Origin of the sequence: Halomonas sp. THAF5a (genome assembly GCF_009363755.1) — a bacterium.
In the GTDB taxonomy this organism is placed as follows: domain Bacteria; phylum Pseudomonadota; class Gammaproteobacteria; order Pseudomonadales; family Halomonadaceae; genus Halomonas.
Genome location: NZ_CP045417.1, coordinates 2,769,320 through 2,783,459, shown reverse-complemented (window position 1 = coordinate 2,783,459; position 14,140 = coordinate 2,769,320). Strand labels below are relative to the sequence as shown.

Below are 14,140 nucleotides of genomic sequence, written 5' to 3'. Positions count from 1 at the left end.
CGGCGGGTTATTCCTCTTCGCCGTCGTCGCAGGGCGTGGCCTCGAGCAGGCGGATGCGGCGATTGTCGGCGTTGAGCACGGTGAAGCGCCAGCCGCTGAGCTCGGTGTGCTCGCCGCGGCCCGGCAGGTGGCCGAAGCGCTGCATCACCAGGCCCCCGACGGTGTCGAACTCGTCGTCGGAGAACTGGGTGCCGAAGCGCTCGTTGAAGTCCTCGATGGGGGTCAGGGCGCGGATCGCGTAGCGCGACTCGCCGAGCTCACGGATATCGATCTCCTCGTCGATATCGTGCTCGTCCTCGATCTCGCCGACGATCTCCTCGAGGATGTCCTCGATGGTGACGATGCCCGCGGTGCCGCCGTACTCGTCCACCACCACGGCCATGTGGTTGCGGGTGTCCTGGAACTCCTTTAGCAGGCTGTTCAGGCGCTTGGACTCGGGCACGAACATCGCCGGGCGCAGCACCTCGTCGAGCTGGAAGGGCCGGCCGTTCTCCTGGCCGCTGCGCAGCAGCGGCAGCAGGTCCTTGGCCAGCAGGATGCCCTTGACCTCGTCGAGGTTCTCGCCGATCACCGGGTAGCGGGAGTGGCCGGTCTCGAGGATCACCGGCAGGTACTCCTCGAGGGGCTGGTCGAGGGCGATCGCGGTGATCTGCGAGCGGGGGATCAGCACCTCGCGCACCTGCTGGTCGCTGATGCTCAGGGCACCCTCGATGATCATCATGGCGTCCTGGTCGAGCTTCAGGCGGGAGCCCGCCTGGCGGAGGAACTCCAGCAGCTCGCCGCGGGAGCTGGGTTCGTCGCTGTCGTTGGACAGGGCACTGAACAACTTATCGAGCCAGGATCGGTTGCCCTGGCCACTCGATCGGTCTTCGCTCATGCGTCGGCTCTCTCGTCCTCGTGGTCGGTATCGCGGTGCGGAGGGCTGGGGGTGAGATAGGGATCGGCGATCCCCAGCGATGCCAGGATCTCCCGCTCGAGGGCCTCCATGGTCTCGGCCTCGGCGTCCTCGATGTGATCGTACCCCAGCAGGTGCAGGGTGCCGTGGATCACCATGTGAGCGTAGTGAGCGGGCGTGGACTTGTCCTGCTCGCGGGCCTCCCGGGCCACGACCGGATGGCAGATCACCAGGTCGCCGAGCAGCGGCAGGTCGATCCCGGGCGGGCCCTCGAAGGGGAAGGAGAGCACGTTGGTGGGCTTGTCCTTGCGGCGGTAGTCGCGGTTCAGGACCTGGCTCTCCTCGGCGTCGACGAAGCGCACGGTCAGTTCGCGGCGCGTCTCGTCGGGATGGCGGGCGAGCACGGCCGCGACCCACGCCTCGAGCTCGGCCTGGGTCGGCAGGGCCGCCTCCTCGACGGCCACCTGGCGATCGACGACGACCTCGTTCACACGTCGCCCCGCTCGTCCTGGCGCTCGCGGCGCTCCTGGCGGATGGCCTCGCGCTCCTGCTCGCGGGCCTCACGCCTGGCGCGCGCCTGCTCCTCCTGCTCCGCCTCGAAGTGGTCGTAGGCCTCGATGATGCGCTGGACTAGGGGGTGGCGCACCACGTCCTTGGCGGCGAAGTGGGTCACGCCGATCCCCGGCGTGCCCTTGAGCACGTCGAGCACCTGGATCAGCCCCGAGGTCTGGCCGCGGGGCAGGTCGACCTGGGTCACGTCGCCGGTGATCACCGCCGTGGAGCCGAAGCCGATGCGGGTCAGGAACATCTTCATCTGCTCGCGGGTGGTGTTCTGGCTCTCGTCGAGGATGATGAAGGCGTTGTTGAGGGTGCGCCCGCGCATGTAGGCCAGCGGGGCGATCTCGATCACCTGGCGCTCGATCAGCTTGGCCACCTGCTCGAAGCCGATCATCTCGTAGAGGGCGTCGTAGAGCGGACGCAGGTAGGGATCGATCTTCTGGGCCAGGTCCCCGGGCAGGAAGCCGAGCTTCTCGCCGGCCTCCACGGCCGGGCGCACCAGCAGGATGCGACGCACCTCCTGCTGGTTGAGCGCCTCCACCGCGGCGGCCACGGCCAGGTAGGTCTTGCCGGTGCCGGCGGGGCCGATGCCGAAGTTGATGTCGTGGGCACGGATGCTCTGGACGTAGCCCTGCTGGTTGAGGCCGCGGGGCTTGATCACCGCCCGCGGGGTGCGCAGCAGGACGTCGTCGCTGGCCTCGTCGCCCTCTTCCTCGTCCAGCGCCTCGAGCCCGGACTCCTGGAGGAAGAGGTGGACCGTGTCGGGCTCGAGGTCGCTGGCCTCGGTCTCCCGGTAGAGGTGCTCCAGCACGTTGGCGGCGGCCTTGACGCGGTGGGCGGGCCCGGCGAGCTGGAAGATGTTGCCGCGGTTGCGCAGGGTGATGCCCAGCCGGGCCTCGACCAGCTTGAGATGCTCATCGCGCTGGCCGCAGAGGTTGGCCAGGCGGCGCGGGTCGTTGGGTTCCAGGTTCAGGGTGATGATGCGGTTGGCCTGAGAAGATGGCTGGCTCAAGACGGGGGGATCCGTGCGTTGTGGATGTGGTGTCCAGCTTACTGCCCCGGCGCCGGCCGGGGCAATCGCTGACTCAGAAGCGCTCGGGGGAGGCGAGCTCGCCGCGCAGGGAGTTGGGCAGCGCCTCGGTGATCTCGACGTCGACGAAGTAGCCGATCAGCTCGAAGGGGTTGGCGGCGCGGAAGTTGACCACGCGGTTGTTCTCGGTGCGCCCCGAGAGCTGGCCCGGGTCCTTGGGCGAGAAGCCGGTGACCAGGATGCGCTGGGTGGTGCCCACCATCCGCCGGCTGATCTGCATGGCCTGCTGATTGATGCGCTCCTGGAGGATCGCCAGGCGCTGCTTCTTGACGCTCTCCGGGGTGTCGTCCTCGAGGCCGGCCGCCGGGGTGCCGGGGCGCGCCGAGTAGACGAAGCTGAAGGAGTGATCGAAGCCGATGCGATGGATCAGGTCCATGGTCGAGGCGAAGTCCTCGGCGGTCTCGCCGGGGAAGCCGATGATGAAGTCCGAGGAGAAGCTGATGTCGGGGCGCAGGGCGCGGATGCGCTCCATCTTGGCGACGTACTCCTCCACCGTGTGGCCGCGCTTCATGGCGGCGAGCACCCGGTCGGAGCCCGCCTGCACCGGCAGGTGGAGGTGGCTGACCAGCTCCGGGATCTCGCCGTAGGCCTCGATCAGGCTGTCCGAGAACTCCACCGGGTGCGAGGTGGTGAAGCGGATGCGGTCGATGCCCTCGACGGCGGCCACGCAGGCGATCAGCTCGGCCAGGTCGATCTCGTCGCCGAGCCGGTTCTCGCCGCGGTAGGCGTTGACGTTCTGGCCCAGCAGGTTGATCTCGCGCACGCCCTGGTCGGCCAGGTGGATGACCTCGTCCATCACCGCCTCGAAGGGGCGCGAGACCTCCTCGCCGCGGGTGTAGGGCACCACGCAGAAGGTGCAGTACTTGGAGCAGCCCTCCATGATCGAGACGAAGGCGGTGGCGCCGTCGGAGCTTGGCTGGGGCAGGTGGTCGAACTTCTCGACCTCGGGGAAGGTGACGTCGACCACCGAGATCTTGTCGTCGGCCCGCGCGTCGAGCATGCTCGGCACCCGGTGCAGGGTCTGGGGACCGAACACCATGTCCACATGGGGCGCGCGCTTGCGCAGGGCCTCGCCCTCCTGGCTGGCCACGCAGCCGCCCACGCCGATCACCAGCTCCGGGTTGGCCTCCTTGAGCTTCTTCCAGCGGCCGAGCTGATGGAAGACCTTCTCCTGGGCCTTCTCGCGGATGGAGCAGGTGTTGAGCAGGATGACGTCGGCATCGCGCTCGTCGTCGGTGAGCTCGAGCTGGTGGGATTCGCCGAGCAGATCCGCCATGCGCGCGGAATCGTACTCGTTCATCTGGCAGCCGTGCGTCTTGATGAAGAGTTTCTTCGCCATAAGAGTAGGTCGCGGCAGCTGGCGCGACGGGACACCGTTGGATGGACGTGGGGAGATGGCCGGATGGCCACCCGAGACAAGACCCTGCATTATACGCCGCAGCCGGCAGCGGGGCCAGTGTGGCCCCGCGGTCGAGGGGCCCGACTGTGGTACGCTGTGGGCCTTTCGAGGACGGGGCCGGGGATCATCGGCTGGTCAGAAAATGACCGGTTTGTGACCGGGACGATGGTCGCGCCGGCTGGCGGCGGGTTTCCAGCGGTTTTCCCGATGGTTGTCCACAGCAGCTGTGGGTAACCCGTCCCCGTGAACCACGCATCGCCGCCGCGCCCGGCAGGGACGGCCGGGCGCGGTGAATCCGTCACGCAGAGCAACGACACGCGAGCCTTGGACAAGCCAGGACGATGGCATGACGATACACAGACTCAAGATTCTGACACTCGGCGTCGCGCTCGCGACGCTGCCGCCCGCCCTCCACGCCCAGGACGCCGCCGATGCCGACGGCGGCACCTGGGTGTCGGACGAGCTCACCACCTTCGTGCGCAGCGGCCCGACCGACGGCTATCGGATCATCGGCACCCTGACCGCCGGGGAGCCCGTGACCGTGCTCGAGACCAGCGGCGACTACAGCCGGGTCGAGGACGGCGAGGGAGACGTCGTCTGGGTGCTCAGCAGCGAGCTCCAGTCCGAGCCCAGCGCCCAGCAGCGGCTGCCGGCCCTGGAGACCCGGGTCGAGGAGCTGACCGCGGAGCTCGCCGGCATCAACGAGACCTGGGAGACCCGCACCGCGACCATGACCGAGACCCTCGAGAGCCGCGAGGCGCGCATCGAGGAGCTCGAGGCGCGCAACCAGGCCCTCGAGGAGGAGACCGCGCAGTCGCGGTCCACCATCCGGGAGTTCCAGGCGCGCCTGGATACCCAGGAGGAGGATCTGCTGATGCGCTACTTCATGTATGGCGGCGGGGTCGCCGGGGCGGGCCTGCTGGTCGGCCTGATCGTGCCCCACCTGCCGCGGCGTCGGCGCAAGCGCGACCGCTGGTTCTGAGCATGACGGACGACTGGCTCAAGCGCTGGGAGGAGGGGCGCATCGGTTTCCACCGCGATGCGCCCCACCCGGCCCTCGTTCGCCACTGGCCCGCGCTGAAGGTGCGGGCCGGGACCAAGGTGCTGGTGCCGCTGTGCGGCAAGAGCCTCGACATGCGCTGGCTGGCGAGGCGCGACCACCCGGTGCTCGGCATCGAGCTCGCCGAGGCGGCCATCGCCCAGTTCGTCGCCGAGGGCCGGGGGGATGTCACCCGCTACCACCAGGATGGCTTCGATGTCTGTCGCCAGGGCAGCGTGGAGCTGTGGCGGGGGGACTTCTTCCACTTCCATATCGATCAGGCCGCCGAGATCGGCGCCTTCTACGATCGGGCCGCGCTGATCGCGCTGCCCGAGGCCACCCGCCAGCGCTACGCCTTCCACCTGGCGCAGCTGCTGCCGCCGGGGAGCCGGGGCCTGCTGATCAGCCTGACCCGGGACCCGGGCGGGCCGCCCTACAGCGTCGATGCCGAGGAGGTGCGGGCGCTCTTCGCCCCCAACTTCCGCGTCACCCACCTGGAGGACGGCGAGCCGGAGCCGGGCAGCGGCTTTCGCGAGAGCATCTGGGCGCTGGAGCGTCGCGGGCCGCCGACCGCATGAGGTGAACCGCGGCGGGGCGGCCCGGCCGGCGGGCTCAGCGCGCCAGCAGGCGCCCGAGCTCCGGGTCGCGGAAGGCACGATCCAGGCCGTCGGAGATGAGGTCGTTGACCATCCGGGTGTTGGCGTCCTTGTCGGGGCGCAGGGCGTAGCCCTGGGTGCGGCGCGAGGTATAGGTGCCGGTGTAGGTGGTGCCGGCATTGACCGCCTCGGCGACGAGCACCGCCTCGAGGCGCGCCTCGTCGATGAAGGGACGGCTCTCGCCGCGCTTGTAGCCCAGGTGATCGAGGGTCAGCGTCAGGCTGGGCCGCCCCTCGGCGCGCTCGGTGGTGGGGGTAAAGCCCATCTCGCGTACCGCGCGCTCGGCCTCGGCCTGCAGCGCGGGCACCAGCTCGTGGGCGTTGACGGTGATCACCGCGGTGGACATGGCGCTGCCGGTGCGGGTGCCGAGCACCTCGCTGTCACGGCCGTCCACGGCCGTCACCGTCACGGCCTGGCCGCTGCCCGTCTGGGGCACGGCGGCCGTGCGTCGGGGATCGAGCTGCAGGTAGTGGGGGCTGGCGCAGCCGGCCAGCCAGCCGGCGGCGAGAAGCAGGGCGCAGGCCCGAAGGAGGCGTCGACGCTGCATGGGGGAGCTCCTGATGACGGATCGGGAACCCGAGTATATCGCCCCGCGGGGCGCCCCATCAGCCCGGAGTGGCGAGACTCGGCCGCGGGGCCGGCCGCGTGGCCCGATCGTCGAAGCGATGCCAGCGACGCGGCAGCGCGAAGAGGCGCGTGCCGCGGGCCAGCGAGAGCTGCTCGGCGTCGGCGTGGCGCACCGTGGCGAGCCACGGCTCGGCGAGCCAGTCGGCGGCCAGCTCCACCCGCACCTCGGCGCCCACCGGCGAGACGGCGGTGACCGTCATCGGCAGGTTCGCCTCGGCGCTCGGCGCGGTGGCCAGCGCCAGCTCGTGGGGGCGCATCAGCAGCTCCGTCGCGCCGTCGGGTAGCTCGACCGACAGGCGCGCCTCGCCGCAGGTGAGCACCCCCTCGCGCACCTCGCCCTCCAGGTGGTTCACGTCGCCCAGGAACTCGAAGACGAAGCGGTTGGCCGGGGCGCGGTAGAGCGCCTCGGGGGTGTCGATCTGCTCGATGCGGCCGTTGCTCATCACCGCCACGCGATCCGAGAGCTCCAGCGCCTCCTCCTGGTCATGGGTGACGAAGACGCTGGTGAAGCCGAGCTCGTCGTGGAGGTGGCGCAGCCAGCGCCGGAGCTCCTGGCGCACCTTGGCATCCAGCGCCCCGAAGGGCTCGTCGAGCAGCAGCACCTCGGGGCGCAGGGCCAGGGCACGGGCCAGGGAGACCCGCTGCTGCTGGCCGCCGGAGAGCTGGGCGGGGTAGCGACTGGCCAGCCGCTCGAGCTGGACCATCTCCAGCAGGCGGTGCACCCGGGCGCGGATCTCGCCGGACGAGGGGCGCTCGCGGCGCGGCAGCACCGTCAGGCCGAAGGCCACGTTGTCGAAGACGCTCATGTGACGAAACAGCGCATAGTGCTGGAAGACGAAGCCGATGCGCCGGTCGCGCACGTGCACCCGGGTCACGTCGCGTTCGCCGAAGCGGATGCGCGCGGCGGGGTCGCGGTCGGGGGACTCGAGCCCGGCCATGATGCGCAGCAGGGTGGTCTTGCCCGACCCCGAGGGGCCGAGCAGGCCGATCAGCTCGCCGTCGCCGATCTCCAGGTCGATCGGTTCCAGGGCGCGGGCGGACGGCCCGTAGTGCTTGGCGATGTGCTCGAGACGAATGCTCATGCGAGGGCCTCCCGGCGCGCGGCGCGCCACTCCAGGCCGGCCTTGGCGGCCAGGGTGAACAGGGCGATCAGGGCCAGCAGGGCGGCGCTGGCGAAGGCGCCCACGGTGTTGTAGTCCTGATACAGCAGCTCGACGTGCAGCGGCAGGGTGTTGGTCTGGCCGCGGATCGCCCCGGAGACCACCGAGACCGCGCCGAACTCGCCCACCGCCCGGGCGTTGGTCAGGATCACCCCGTAGAGCAGCGCCCAGCGGATGTTGGGCAGGGTGACCCGGCGAAACAGCGTGAAGCCCGAGGCGCCGAGCGTCACCGCCGCCTCCTCCTCCCGGGAGCCCTGGGCCTGCATCAGCGGGATCAGCTCCCGGGCGACGAAGGGGCAGGTGACGAAGACGGTGACCATCAGGATGCCCGGCCAGGCGAACATCAGCTGGATGTCGTGGGCGTCGAGCCAGCCGCCGAGCCAGCCGTTGCGGCCGTAGAGCAGCAGGTAGACCAGGCCCGCCACCACCGGCGAGATGGCGAAGGGGATGTCGATCAGGGTCTGCAGCAGGCGCCGGCCCGGAAAGGCGAAGCGGGTCACCAGCCAGGCCAGCATCACCCCGAACACCAGGTTGATGGGGATGGTCAGGGCGGTGACGAAGAGCGTCAGGCCGATGGCGGCCAGGGTGTAGGTGTCGCTGACGTTGGTCCAGAAGGTGCCGAGGCCCTGGGCGAAGGCCTGGGCGAAGATCGCCACCAGCGGCAGCAGCAGGAACAGCGCCGCGAGTGCCACCGCGGCGCCGATCAGCAGGCGGCGCAGGGCCGGTGCATCACCGATGCGTTGCATGTCAGGAGCCTCCGTGCAGGCGGCGGATGAAGCGCCCCTGCCACAGGTTGATGGCCAGCAGCAGCGCGAGCGAGGTGGCGAGCACCACCGAGGCGATGGCCGAGGCGCCCACGTAGTCATACTCCTGCAGCTTGACGAAGATCATCAGCGAGGTGATCTCGGTCTCGTAGGGCATGTTGCCGGCGATGAAGATCACCGCGCCGAACTCGCCCAGCGAGCGCACGAAGGCGAGCCCGGTGCCGGTGACCAGCGCCGGCCACAGGTGCGGCAGGATCACCCGCCGGAAGGCGACGCCGTCCCGGGCCCCCAGGGTCATGGCCGCCTCGTCGACCTCGTGGGGCAGGTCCTCGAGGATCGGCTGCACCGTGCGCACCACGAAGGGGATGCTGGTGAAGGCCATGGCCAGGGCGATGCCCACCCAGGTGTAGGCCACCTCCAGGCCCAGCGGGGCGAGCGTCCGGCCCATCCAGCCGTTGCTTGAGTAGAGGGTCGCCAGGGTGATGCCGGCCACCGCGGTGGGCAGGGCGAAGGGCAGGTCCATCAGCGCGTCCAGGGCGCGCTTGCCGGGGAAGTCGTAGCGCACCAGCACCCAGGCCAGCAGCAGGCCGAAGGCGGCGTTGACCAGCGCCGCCACCGCGGCGGCACCGAGGGTGGTCAGGTAGCTGGCGACCACCCGCCCCTCGCTGATGATGGCCCAGTACTCGCCGAGCGACAGGCCGGCCAGCTGGCCCACCAGGCCGGTCAGCGGCAGCAGCAGCACCAGCGAGACGAAGGTCAGGCTGATGCCGAGCGAGAGCCCGAAGCCCGGCAGCACCCGCCGGGGGCGGCCGGACAAGGGCAGGGCCAGGCGCGCGGCGCGTTGACTCATGGCGAGGCCCCCGGGCGCTTAGCGGCGCTGCAGCTGGTCGAGGCGACCGCCGCTTTCGAAGTGGGTCGCCATGGCCGCGTCCCAGCCGCCGAAGACCTCCTCCACCTCGAGAAGCTCGGTCTCGGGGAACCGGTCGGCGAACTCGGCCACCACCGTCTCGTCGTGCACCCGGTAGTTGAAGCCGGCCAGCAGCCGCTGGGTGTCCTCGGCGTAGAGGAACTCGAGGTAGTCCCGGGCGAGTTCCAGGGTGCCGTTGCGCTCGGCGTTCTCCTCGACCACCGCCACCGGGAACTCGGCCAGGATGCTGACCGGCGGCACGATCACCTCGTAGTCATCGCTGCCGTACTCCTGGCGGATGTTGTTGACCTCGGACTCGAAGCTGATCAGCACGTCGCCGATGCCGCGCTCGATGAAGCTGGTGGTGGCGCCGCGGCCGCCGGTGTCGAAGACCTTGACGTTGCCGAGGAAGTCGCGCATGAACGCCTCCACCCGCGCCTCGTCATCGTCGAAGGCGCGCTCGGCGGCGCCCCAGGCGGCGAGGTAGGTGTAGCGGCCGTTGCCGGAGGTCTTGGGGTTGGGGAACACCAGCTCGACGCCCTCGGCGGCCAGGTCCTCCCAGCGCTCGATGCCCAGGGGGTTGCCCTTGCGCACCAGGAAGGCGGTGGTGGAGTAGTAGGGCGAGGCGTTGTTGGGCAGCTGCTGCTGCCAGTCCTCGGCGACCAGGCCGGCGTCGGCCAGCACCTGGACGTCGGTGACCTGGTTGTAGGTGACCACGTCGGCGCGCAGCCCCTGGAGGATGGCGCGGGCCTGGGCCGAGGAGCCACCGTGGGACTGCTGAATGCTCAGGGTGTCGTCGTGCGTCTCCTCCCAGTGGGACTGGAAGGCCGGGTTGACGGTCGCGAAGAGCTCCCGGGCGATGTCGTAGGAGGAGTTGAGCAGCTCGCGCTCCTCGGCCATGGCCGAGCCCGCCAGGCCCAGGGCGATGGCGGAGGCGACGAGGGTGCGGCGGAAGAGGGGCAGCGGCGACATGGTGGCTCCTTGGGCGACGGTTTCCTTAGACGGCTAAGGTAAACAGCGTCAAGTGGAATTACAATGCCGTTTTTTATTCTATTTTGGAACTATTGTATCCGTCGATGCTGAAACGATGACGCCCCCGGCGTGGCCGGGGGCGTCGGGGCGGTGGGGCACGGGTGCTACCCGGGAGGCGGCGCTAGAGCCCCATGGCGGAGGAGGTGGAGCGTCGCGGGTCGGCGCCGCCGTAGAAGCGGCCGTCCTCGATCACGATCGACTGGGCGGCACCCATGGCGGACTCCTGGCTGATGGTGTGGCCCTTGCCCTCGAGCAGCTCCAGGGTATCGGGGCTGAAGCCCGCCTCGATGCGCAGCTCGTCGGGCAGCCACTGGTGGTGCAGGCGCGGGGCGCTGACCGCCGACTGGATGTTCATGTCGTGGTCGATGACGTTCATCAGCACCTGCAGGGTGGTGGTGATGATCCGCGAGCCCCCGGGGCTGCCGGTGATCAGGAAGTTCTTGCCGTCCTGCTTGACGATGGTCGGGGTCATCGACGACAGCATGCGCTTGCCGGGCTCGATCTTGTTGGCCGCGCCGCCGATCAGGCCGTAGGCGTTGGGCACCCCGGGCTTGGCGGAGAAGTCGTCCATCTCGTTGTTGAGCAGGAAACCCGCGCCGTCCACGGCGATCCCCGAGCCGTAGCTGAAGTTGATGGTGTAGGTGTTGGAGACCGCCAGCCCGCCGTCGTCGGCGATGGAGAAGTGGGTGGTCTCGTTGGATTCATAAGGCAGCGGCTTGCCCGGGGCGATATCGGCGCTCGGCGTGGCGCGATCCATGGCGATCTCGGCGCGCAGCTCGTCGGCGTAGCCCTCGGAGGTGATGCCCTCGAGGGGCACGTCGACGAAGTCGGTGTCCCCCAGGTACTCCGAGCGATCGGCGTAGGCGCGCTTCATCGCCTCGGCCATCACGTGCATGGTGTTGGCCGCGCCGAAGCCCATCTCGCCGATGTCGTAGGCCTCGAGGATGTTGAGCATCTGTACGATGTGCGCCCCGCCGGAGGAGGGCGGGCTCATGGCGTAGACGTCGTAGCCGCGGTAGTTGCCGTGGCTCGGCTCGCGGACCACCGGCTGGTAGCCGGCCAGGTCCTCGCGGGTGATCAGGCCGTCGTGGCGTTCCATCTCGGCGACGATCAGCTCGGCCGTCTCGCCCTCGTAGAACTCCCGGGCGCCCTGCTCGGCGATGCGCTTGAGGGTCGCGGCGAGGTCCGGCTGGCGGAAGATGTCCCCGACCTCGTAGGGGCTGCCGTCCTCCTTGAAGAACATCGCCTGGGTCGAGTCCCACTTCGTCAGTCGCTCGCGGGTCGCGCTCACGCCGTCGACGAAGCGCTGGGGTACCTCGAAGCCCTCCTCGGCCAGGCGGATCGCCGGCGCCAGGGCTTCGGCCAGGCTCAGGGTGCCGTACTCTTCCAGCGCCAGGGCGAGACCCGCCACGGTGCCGGGCACGCCGGCGGCGCGGTGGGTGAAGCGCGACCATTCGGAGACGGCGTTGCCGTCCTCATCCTGGAACATGGTCTCGGTGGCGGCCGCCGGGGCCGTCTCCCGGTAGTCGATGGCGATCACCTCGTCGCTCTTTTCATCGGAGATCAGCATGAAGCCGCCGCCGCCGATGTTGCCGGAGCGGGGCTGGGTGACGGCCAGGGCGAAGCCCGCGGTGACGGCGGCGTCCACGGCGTTGCCGCCGGCGGCGAGCACATCGTGGGCGACCCGGGAGGCGAGGAAGTGGCTGGTCGCCACCATGCCCTCGGCACCCTCCTGGGGATGGAAGCGTTCGCCCTCGAGGATGGCCGGCTGGGCGAGCAGCGGCGGGGCGACGAGCAGCGTGCCGGCGAGCAGGCCGGCACCCAGCGGGAACACAAGACGATGGGGCATCGGGACGTCTCCTTGTCGAGGTCCTGGTCGAGGGTTGGGGGTCGAGTGATCACTATCGACCGGGAGCGGCGATCCCGCAAGGGCACTCGGGGCGGCCAGATGCGTTAGAATGACGCCCATCGTGACCTCGACTCCTACAGGAACCGCTCCTCGCCATGACCGACTCCCGACTCGACTTCCAGCTCGCGCCCTCGATCCTCTCTGCCGACTTCGCCCGCCTGGGCGAGGAGGTCGACGACGTGCTGGCGTCCGGCGCGGACATCGTCCACTTCGACGTGATGGACAATCACTTCGTGCCCAACCTGACCATCGGCCCGATGGTCTGCGAGGCCCTGCGAAAGCACGGCGTGACCGCACCCATCGACGCCCACCTGATGGTCCGGCCGGTGGACCGCCTGGTCGGCGACTTCATCGACGCCGGGGCCAGCTACATCACCTTCCACCCCGAGGCCTCGGACCATATCGACCGCTCCCTGCAGCTGATCCGCGACGGTGGCTGCCAGGCGGGGCTGGTGTTCAATCCGGCCACGCCGCTCTCGTATCTCGACTACGTGATGGACAAGGTCGACATGATCCTGCTGATGAGCGTCAACCCGGGCTTCGGCGGCCAGTCGTTCATCCCGGCGACCCTCGACAAGCTGCGCGAGGCGCGTCGGCGCATCGACGCCTCGGGTCGCCCGATCCGCCTGGAGGTCGATGGCGGGGTCAAGGTCGACAACATCGCCGAGATCGCCCGCGCCGGTGCCGACACCTTCGTCGCCGGCTCGGCCGTGTTCAAGGCGCGCAACGCCGCCGACCCGCACCGCTACGACAGCGTCATCGGCGACTTCCGCCGGGCCCTGGCCGGCGCCTGAGGCGGCCCGATGAGTGCCACCGATGCCCCGCTCGCCGAGCGCCGCTGGTACCTCTACCTGATCGAGACCGCGGCGGGCGCCCTCTATACCGGGATCACCACCGACGTCGATCGGCGCCTGGCCGAGCATCGCGCCGGGCGTGGGGCCAAGGCGCTGCGCGGCAAGGGGCCGCTCACCCTGGTGCACCGCGAGTGCGTCGGCAGCCACGGCGAGGCGCTGCGCCGTGAGGCGGCCATCAAGCGCCTGCCCGCCCGGGAGAAGCGTCGCTGGCTTGCCAGCGCCGGCGATTGACGCCATAAAGAAGGCATCCGCCCGGCGCGTCGCGCCGTCACGATCCCCCATCACGATATTCACGACCAAGGAACGAGGAGACGTCCATGGACGGCATCAACGGCATCGACCTGGGTGCGCTGCTGGCCTACCTGCAGAGCACTGGCCTGAGCTTCGCCACCAACCTGGTGGCGGCGATCGCCATCTTCGTGATCGGCCGCTGGGTCGCCAAGGGGCTGCACCGGCTGCTGGTGAAAGGCATGCAGCGGGCCAAGGTCGAGCCGCTGCTGGTCAAGTTCCTGGGCAACATCGCCTACGCCCTGCTGCTGACCTTCGTGGTGCTGGCGGCGATCAGCCGGGTCGGCATCCAGACCGCCTCGCTGATCGCCGTGATCGGTGCCGCGGGCCTGGCCGTGGGCCTGGCGCTCCAGGGATCGCTGGCCAACTTCGCCGCGGGCGTGATGGTGATCCTCTTTCGCCCCTATCGGATCGGCGACTACGTCGAGGCGGGCGGCGTGGCCGGGGTGATCGAGGACGTCCAGATCTTCACCACCGAGCTCAGGACCGGTGACAACCGCAAGATCCTCGTGCCCAACGGCCAGATGATGAGCGGCGCCATTACCAACGCCTCGGCCCACCCGACGCGCCGGGTCGACCTGGCGGTGGGGGTCGGCTACGAGGCCGATATCGATACGGTGCGCCGGGTGCTCGAGGGCGTGGTGGCTGACGACCCGCGGGTGCTGGCGGATCCCGCGCCCAACATCCGCATGAGCGCCATGGGCGACTCCAGCATCACCTGGATCGTGCGGCCCTGGGTGAAGGCCGGCGACTACTGGGACGTCCACTGGGAGATGACCGAGGCGATCAAGCGCCGCTTCGACGCCGAGGGCATCAGCATTCCCTTCCCCCAGCGCGACGTCCACGTCTACCACCACGGCGACGCCGAGGGCGGGCTCGGCGAGCGCTGAACGCCACGCCGCCCAGCATGACGCGGGCCGCCGGAGAGAGCCGGCGGCCCGCGTCGTTTATGACCATGGTGT

At 69.8% G+C, this 14,140-nt stretch carries 15 protein-coding genes; 5 read left to right on the top strand and 10 right to left on the bottom strand.

Features of this window, described 5'->3' with window-relative positions; genetic code table 11:
- Nucleotides 1-7 precede the first annotated feature (7 nt).
- The 4 genes from FIU83_RS12635 to miaB form a co-directional block, all read right to left on the bottom strand.
- Nucleotides 8-877 (bottom strand): HlyC/CorC family transporter, encoded by an 870-nt coding sequence (locus tag FIU83_RS12635; RefSeq protein ID WP_152484366.1) that lies wholly within the window; start codon nt 875-877, stop codon nt 8-10.
- A complete protein-coding gene (gene ybeY, locus FIU83_RS12630) occupies nt 874-1,386 on the bottom strand; it encodes an rRNA maturation RNase YbeY (RefSeq protein ID WP_152484365.1) in 513 nt (170 codons plus the stop codon). Before ybeY ends, FIU83_RS12635 begins: the two co-directional genes overlap by 4 nt.
- Complete coding sequence (locus FIU83_RS12625) at nt 1,383-2,465, bottom strand: PhoH family protein (protein WP_152484364.1); 1,083 nt, start codon at nt 2,463-2,465, stop codon at nt 1,383-1,385. The genes ybeY and FIU83_RS12625 overlap by 4 nt, the downstream gene beginning before the upstream one ends.
- Nucleotides 2,466-2,538: 73 nt before the next feature.
- Nucleotides 2,539-3,882 (bottom strand): tRNA (N6-isopentenyl adenosine(37)-C2)-methylthiotransferase MiaB, encoded by a 1,344-nt coding sequence (miaB, locus tag FIU83_RS12620; protein ID WP_152484363.1) that lies wholly within the window; start codon nt 3,880-3,882, stop codon nt 2,539-2,541.
- Between the two features lie 406 nt (nt 3,883-4,288).
- On the opposite strand from miaB, the gene FIU83_RS12615 reads away from it, so the two are divergent.
- Both FIU83_RS12615 and FIU83_RS12610 read left to right on the top strand, forming a co-directional pair.
- Nucleotides 4,289-4,924: a TIGR04211 family SH3 domain-containing protein gene (locus tag FIU83_RS12615; protein WP_152484362.1), complete on the top strand. Its 636-nt coding sequence runs from the start codon at nt 4,289-4,291 to the stop codon at nt 4,922-4,924.
- A 2-nt stretch (nt 4,925-4,926) separates the two neighbouring features.
- The gene (locus tag FIU83_RS12610; protein WP_152484361.1) at nt 4,927-5,559 is read left to right on the top strand and encodes a thiopurine S-methyltransferase; all 633 of its coding nucleotides are present in this window, start codon (nt 4,927-4,929) and stop codon (nt 5,557-5,559) included.
- Nucleotides 5,560-5,593: 34 nt separating this feature from the next.
- Here FIU83_RS12610 and FIU83_RS12605 read toward each other — a convergent pair whose 3' ends face one another.
- The 6 genes from FIU83_RS12605 to ggt form a co-directional block, all read right to left on the bottom strand.
- Complete coding sequence (locus FIU83_RS12605; protein WP_152484360.1) at nt 5,594-6,184, bottom strand: YajG family lipoprotein; 591 nt, start codon at nt 6,182-6,184, stop codon at nt 5,594-5,596.
- A gap of 58 nt (nt 6,185-6,242) precedes the next feature.
- A complete protein-coding gene (locus FIU83_RS12600; RefSeq protein ID WP_152484359.1) occupies nt 6,243-7,346 on the bottom strand; it encodes a sulfate/molybdate ABC transporter ATP-binding protein in 1,104 nt (367 codons plus the stop codon).
- Nucleotides 7,343-8,170, bottom strand: a complete 828-nt coding sequence (gene cysW, locus FIU83_RS12595; protein WP_152484358.1) for a sulfate ABC transporter permease subunit CysW — start codon at nt 8,168-8,170, stop codon at nt 7,343-7,345. The genes FIU83_RS12600 and cysW overlap by 4 nt, the downstream gene beginning before the upstream one ends.
- A gap of 1 nt (nt 8,171) precedes the next feature.
- On the bottom strand, nt 8,172-9,038 hold the full coding sequence (cysT, locus tag FIU83_RS12590) for a sulfate ABC transporter permease subunit CysT (RefSeq protein WP_152484357.1): 867 nt from the start codon (nt 9,036-9,038) through the stop codon (nt 8,172-8,174).
- Nucleotides 9,039-9,056: 18 nt separating this feature from the next.
- Nucleotides 9,057-10,067 carry a thiosulfate ABC transporter substrate-binding protein CysP gene (gene cysP / locus FIU83_RS12585; protein WP_152484356.1) on the bottom strand — a complete coding sequence of 337 codons (1,011 nt, stop codon included), beginning with the start codon at nt 10,065-10,067 and terminating at the stop codon, nt 9,057-9,059.
- A gap of 181 nt (nt 10,068-10,248) precedes the next feature.
- Nucleotides 10,249-11,976, bottom strand: a complete 1,728-nt coding sequence (gene ggt, locus FIU83_RS12580; RefSeq protein WP_152484355.1) for a gamma-glutamyltransferase — start codon at nt 11,974-11,976, stop codon at nt 10,249-10,251.
- 155 nt (nt 11,977-12,131) lie between these two features.
- On the opposite strand from ggt, the gene rpe reads away from it, so the two are divergent.
- The 3 genes from rpe (at nt 12,132) to FIU83_RS12565 (ending at nt 14,068) form a co-directional block, all read left to right on the top strand.
- The gene (gene rpe, locus FIU83_RS12575; RefSeq protein ID WP_152484354.1) at nt 12,132-12,830 is read left to right on the top strand and encodes a ribulose-phosphate 3-epimerase; all 699 of its coding nucleotides are present in this window, start codon (nt 12,132-12,134) and stop codon (nt 12,828-12,830) included.
- Nucleotides 12,831-12,839: 9 nt separating this feature from the next.
- The gene (locus tag FIU83_RS12570) at nt 12,840-13,121 is read left to right on the top strand and encodes a GIY-YIG nuclease family protein (RefSeq protein WP_152484353.1); all 282 of its coding nucleotides are present in this window, start codon (nt 12,840-12,842) and stop codon (nt 13,119-13,121) included.
- 86 nt (nt 13,122-13,207) lie between these two features.
- A complete protein-coding gene (locus FIU83_RS12565) occupies nt 13,208-14,068 on the top strand; it encodes a mechanosensitive ion channel family protein (RefSeq protein WP_253939467.1) in 861 nt (286 codons plus the stop codon).
- The last annotated feature ends 72 nt before the right edge of the window (nt 14,069-14,140 follow it).